The organism is Arthrobacter sp. H14, from assembly GCF_000520495.1.
GTDB lineage: Bacteria > Actinomycetota > Actinomycetes > Actinomycetales > Micrococcaceae > Arthrobacter_C.
Genome location: NZ_KI914652.1, coordinates 49,881 through 54,673, shown reverse-complemented (window position 1 = coordinate 54,673; position 4,793 = coordinate 49,881). Strand labels below are relative to the sequence as shown.

Annotated in this window: 6 protein-coding genes; 5 read left to right on the top strand and 1 reads right to left on the bottom strand. The window is 63.1% G+C overall.

The annotated features are described in order from the left end of the window. A partial coding sequence (locus Y707_RS32800) for a hypothetical protein (protein ID WP_035781331.1) occupies positions 1–182 on the top strand: 182 nt, incomplete at its 5' end. A 106-nt stretch (positions 183–288) separates the two neighbouring features. Here Y707_RS32800 and Y707_RS0111210 read toward each other — a convergent pair. Continuing rightward, on the bottom strand, positions 289–948 hold the full coding sequence (locus Y707_RS0111210) for a DUF2238 domain-containing protein (protein WP_155852898.1): 660 nt from the start codon (positions 946–948) through the stop codon (positions 289–291). Between the two features lie 93 nt (positions 949–1,041). Here Y707_RS0111210 and Y707_RS25250 point away from each other — a divergent pair, with 93 nt between their 5' ends. From Y707_RS25250 to Y707_RS0111190, 4 genes are all read left to right on the top strand, one after another. After that, complete coding sequence (locus Y707_RS25250) at positions 1,042–2,331, top strand: PucR family transcriptional regulator (protein WP_173401459.1); 1,290 nt, start codon at positions 1,042–1,044, stop codon at positions 2,329–2,331. A 91-nt stretch (positions 2,332–2,422) separates the two neighbouring features. Then, on the top strand, positions 2,423–3,367 hold the full coding sequence (locus Y707_RS0111200; RefSeq protein ID WP_026535160.1) for an ACP S-malonyltransferase: 945 nt from the start codon (positions 2,423–2,425) through the stop codon (positions 3,365–3,367). 14 nt (positions 3,368–3,381) lie between these two features. After that, positions 3,382–4,434: a beta-ketoacyl-ACP synthase III gene (locus Y707_RS0111195; RefSeq protein ID WP_442853293.1), complete on the top strand. Its 1,053-nt coding sequence runs from the start codon at positions 3,382–3,384 to the stop codon at positions 4,432–4,434. An 82-nt stretch (positions 4,435–4,516) separates the two neighbouring features. Then, positions 4,517–4,765, top strand: coding sequence for an acyl carrier protein (locus Y707_RS0111190; RefSeq protein WP_026535158.1), 249 nt, complete (start codon positions 4,517–4,519; stop codon positions 4,763–4,765). Positions 4,766–4,793: the final 28 nt, after the last annotated feature.

The window sequence follows — 4,793 nt, the reverse complement described above, 5'->3', positions numbered from 1 at the left end:
ACACCCGCGCGGCTGCCCGCCGGTTCTTCAAGATCGATGGACCTTCCATGGTCGTCCGTGCCTTGGAAATGCTGGCCCGCCGCGGCGAGGTCGACTGGCGCGCTCCGGGTGAAGCGATCGAGAAGTACAAGCTGCACGACGTTACCGCCGGTACCTCCGGCGCCGCAGGTGGCGCCGAGTAAGAACTGATTATCGCCGGGCGGCACGAACTGCCCCGGCAGCATTAAGGGCGGTCAACTCCGGTTGGCCGCCCTTTGCTGTGTCCGGTCCTAATTGCCGGGTCCGGTGCTAATTGGCGGGGTCATCCAGGTCGCTCAAGGAACCAGACAGCGGATCGGCCTGCCGCACGCGGCTTTCATGCGTGGCGTCCTGCCTGCTCTCCCCCGCCCAGCCAAGCAGGAAGAATGCGGCTATAACTGAGCCAACGGCGCCACCCAGCATGTCTGCCATAGTGTCAAGGTAGGTAGCCGGGGGGTCGTTGGAGTTGACGGTCTTGTAGAACCACTCCAGGATTTCCCAAGTCACAGCGATGCTGAGGCCAAACGCCGTCGTCTGCAGGACAACCCGCGAGCGGAAAAGTCTGCGGCTCCGGTCAAACAGGTTGTCCACCAAGCCATAACGGGACAGGATCAGGCACACCATGGCCGCCGCGGCCCCGGTGGTCACCACGTGCGCCACCTTGTCCCACCAGTCGAGGTTTTCGTACCAGCCGAGGGCGCCGGTCAGGGTGGAAATGTACATCGTTACGGCGAAGGCCGCGTCGAAAGGTTCCGGCATCCGCATCATCCGGGGAATGACGAGGATCGCAAAAACGGCGAGGAAGGCAATGACCTTGTCCGGTCCCCAGAAAACGAGAGCCAATCCCGTGCTCAGCAACGTGGCGATCCGGCAGGCATCTGCAAAAATACCGCACGCGTTCCGTCCCGGCTTTAACAAAGACTGGCTCATGCCATCACTCTATCGGTCACCGTAGCGGCGACGGCGTTATTGTAGCCTTCGCACAAATGGAGGTTTGTTCCGCACACGTCGTAAGCTCGAAGGATGGCAGCTTCACGCAGCACCTCCACCAAGGGTGCAAACACCCGCTCCGGCAGTTCCGCCGGCGGGTCGGCAGACCCTGCCCAGGGGCCTCTGGCTCCGCCGTCGGCTGGAAAGGCCCAGACGCTGGCCCGGCTTCGGTCCAATATTGGAACCCTGTCGACGACGACGCTGCGGCAGTTGGAAACGTCGCTCCCCTGGTACCGGCAGCTGCGGGCGGATGAGCGTTCAGCGCTGGGGCTGATTGCCCAAAAAGGCATTTCCTCCTTCGTCAGTTGGTATGAGCGTCCAGCCTCGCCGGCCTGGGTTCTCAGCGACGTGTTCGGCGCCGCGCCCACCGAACTGACTCGTTCCATCTCACTCCAGAAGGCCCTGCAGCTGATCCGGATTGTCGTCCAGGTCGTCGAGGACCAGGTCCCGGAACTTGCTCCAGAGGCCGACCAGACTGACCTGCGCGAGGCAGTGCTGCGCTACTCCCGGGAAGTGGCCTTTGCCGCCGCCGACGTCTATGCCCGTGCCGCCGAGACACGCGGTTCCTGGGACACGAGACTGGAGGCGCTGGTCGTCGACGCCATCCTCCGCGGCGAGAGCTCGGACGCGCTGCGGTCCCGGATTGCCGCCGTCGGCTGGAAATCGCAGTCAAAAATCACCGTCATCGTCGGCAGCTCTCCCTCAGAACCAAGCCCCACCTTCGTCAGTGAACTCCGCCGTGCCACCGCCCGGTTTGCCGACGATACACTCGTGGGGATCCAGGGCGACCGGCTGATCCTGGTGCTGGGCGGCATGAACGGGCGGACCTCCGCATACCAGCGGCTCAGCGAACTTTTCGGACCCGGTCCGGTCGTGCATGGCCCGCTGGCCGGGTCCCTTGCCGATGCCAGCGCCTCCGCCCAAGCCGCTTTCGCGGGTCTCACCGCTGCCCGGGCCTGGCCAATGGCTCCCCGTCCGGTTGCGGCGGACGACTTGTGGCCGGAACGCGTCATGTCCGGCGACGAGGCTGCAGGACGCGCACTGGTGGATAACATCTACCGTCCGCTCGTCGCAGCCTCCAACGGCTTGGTCGAGACACTGTCCAGCTACCTCAATCTGGGACATTCCCTCGAGGCGACAGCCCGGGAACTGTTCGTGCATGCCAATACCGTCCGCTACCGTCTCCGCCGCGTCACCGACGTTACCGGTTGGGATCCGCTGCTTCCGCGGGAGGCATTCGTGCTGCAAACGGCACTCGTTATGGGTCGGCTCGCCTCCGTGCCAGCCAAGCCCACCGAGCGGAACAACGTGCGCGGACATTAGACTGAACGTTGTAGACTTCCTACAAAGTGACCGGACCAGCTTCGTCACTGGAAACACCTCGTTGCCCGACGTATTTTGGAAAGCTTGAATGGTGCTTGCAATTGTCTGCCCTGGCCAGGGCTCCCAGTCTCCTGGATTCCTATCTCCATGGCTCGAACTGCCCGGCGTCAAAGAGCATTTGGAGCGGCTGAGTGATTCGGCACAGCTCGACCTGATCAAGCACGGTACCGAATCGGACGCGGACACCATCAAGGACACCGCCGTCGCGCAGCCACTGATTGTTGCTGCCGGTCTTGTTGCCGCCCGCGTTTTGCTGGAAGACACTCCGGCAGCCAACGGCACGTCCGCCGTCGTACTGGCCGGACACTCAGTAGGTGAAATCACCGCCTCTGCCTTGGCCGGAGCGCTGACCGAAGATGACGCCATCGCTTTTGTGCGCGAACGCGCCAATGCCATGGCCGATGCCGCGGCCCGGACACCCACTGGAATGAGCGCCGTGCTCGGCGGCAATCAGGAAGAGGTTCTGGCCGCCATCGGTAATGCCGGACTGACAGCCGCCAATGCCAATGGTGCGGGCCAGACAGTCGCAGCCGGCACCCTTGAGCAGTTGCAGAGTCTTGCCGACAACCCGCCCGCCAAGGCGCGTGTTATTCCTTTGAAGGTGGCCGGAGCCTTCCATACCCGGCACATGGCTGCTGCCGCGGATGCTCTCGAGGAGCTCCGCCCCCGGCTCTCCCCCAAGAGCCCTTCCCTGCCCCTGCTGTCCAATTACGACGGCGGGCGGGTCACCAGCGGCGAGGCGAACCTGGACAGCCTTATCGCCCAGGTATCCCGCCCGGTGCGGTGGGATCTCTGCATGGAGCAGTTCAAAACCATGGGCGTCAGCGGCCTGATTGAACTGCCACCGGCCGGTACGCTGGCGGGGCTGGCGAAGCGGGGATTGCCCGGCGTTGCCACGGCCCCTCTCAAGACTCCCGACGACCTTGATGCCGCCCGGGAAATGATCCAGACCGAAGCCGCGGAAGAAGGCGCTTAGTGAGCACTCCAGTCATGAATCAAAACCCGCTGCGGGAACACACCCGGGTTATGGGATTCGGTTCCTACCGGCCGGACATCATTGTCACGAACGAGGACGTTTGCCAGTGGATCGACTCCTCGGATGAGTGGATCCGGCAACGGACAGGAATCGTCACCAGGCATCGTGCCGCCGAGGACGTCTCCGTCATTGACATGGCCGAAGGTGCAGCCCGCGACGCTCTCGCGGCCGCCGGAATCGACGGTTCACAATTGGATGCCGTCATCCTGTCGACCGTGACCCACCCGTACCCGACGCCGTCGGGCGCATCATTGCTGGCGGAGCGCCTCGGTGCCACCCCGGCCCCGGCGTTCGATATCTCCGCTGCCTGTGCAGGATACTGCTACGGTGTGGCTCAGGCCGACTCGCTGGTACGCAGCGGGACCAGCGAGTACGTACTGGTCGTGGGCGCGGAAAAGCTTTCAGACATTATCGACAACTCCGAACGCACGATTTCCTTCCTCCTCGGAGACGGTGCCGGCGCCGTCGTCATTGGTCCCTCCGATTCCCCTGGCATCGGTCCCTCGATTTGGGGCTCCGACGGCAGCAAGTGGGACGCGATCAGCATGACCGGTTCCTCCCTGCAGCTGCGCGACCATGCGCCGGAAGGCAAGGCAGCCGGACGCATCGCCACCGCAAACGTTGAAGACGATGTCGCTGCCGAGAGTCTGTGGCCGACACTCCGTCAGGATGGTCAGACAGTCTTCCGGTGGGCCGTTTGGGAAATGGCGAAAGTCGCCCAGCAGGCGCTTGATGCCGCAGGAGTGAAGCCGGAGGAATTAAGCGCGTTCGTTCCCCATCAGGCGAACATGCGCATCATCGATGAACTTGCCAAGAAGCTCAAGATTCCCGATTCGGTTGTCATTGCCCGCGATATTGCCGACGCCGGGAACACCTCGGCAGCCTCGATTCCGCTGGCAACCCACCGGCTGCTGCAGGAAAATCCGGAACTTTCGGGGGGCCTCTCCCTGCAGATCGGTTTCGGTGCGGGGCTCGTATTCGGCGCCCAGGTCATCGCACTTCCGTAGAATCCAATCCAACAGGCCGCGGACCGCGGCTTGAAACCCCATGCCAAGTCAAGTATCGGCAAACATAAGAAAAGGAGCCACCATGGCTAGCAACGAAGAAATCCAGGCCGGACTCGCTGAGATCGTCAACGAAGAGACCGGTTTGGCACCCGAGGCGGTTGAGCTGGACAAGTCCTTCACCGACGACCTGGACATCGACTCCATTTCCATGATGACCATCGTGGTCAACGCCGAGGAGAAGTTCGGCGTCCGTATTCCCGATGAAGAGGTCAAGAACCTCAAGACCGTCGGCGATGCCGTCACCTACATCTCGAACGCCCAGGAGGGCTAGTACAGGGTTGCTTTGGCTGGGGCCGGAC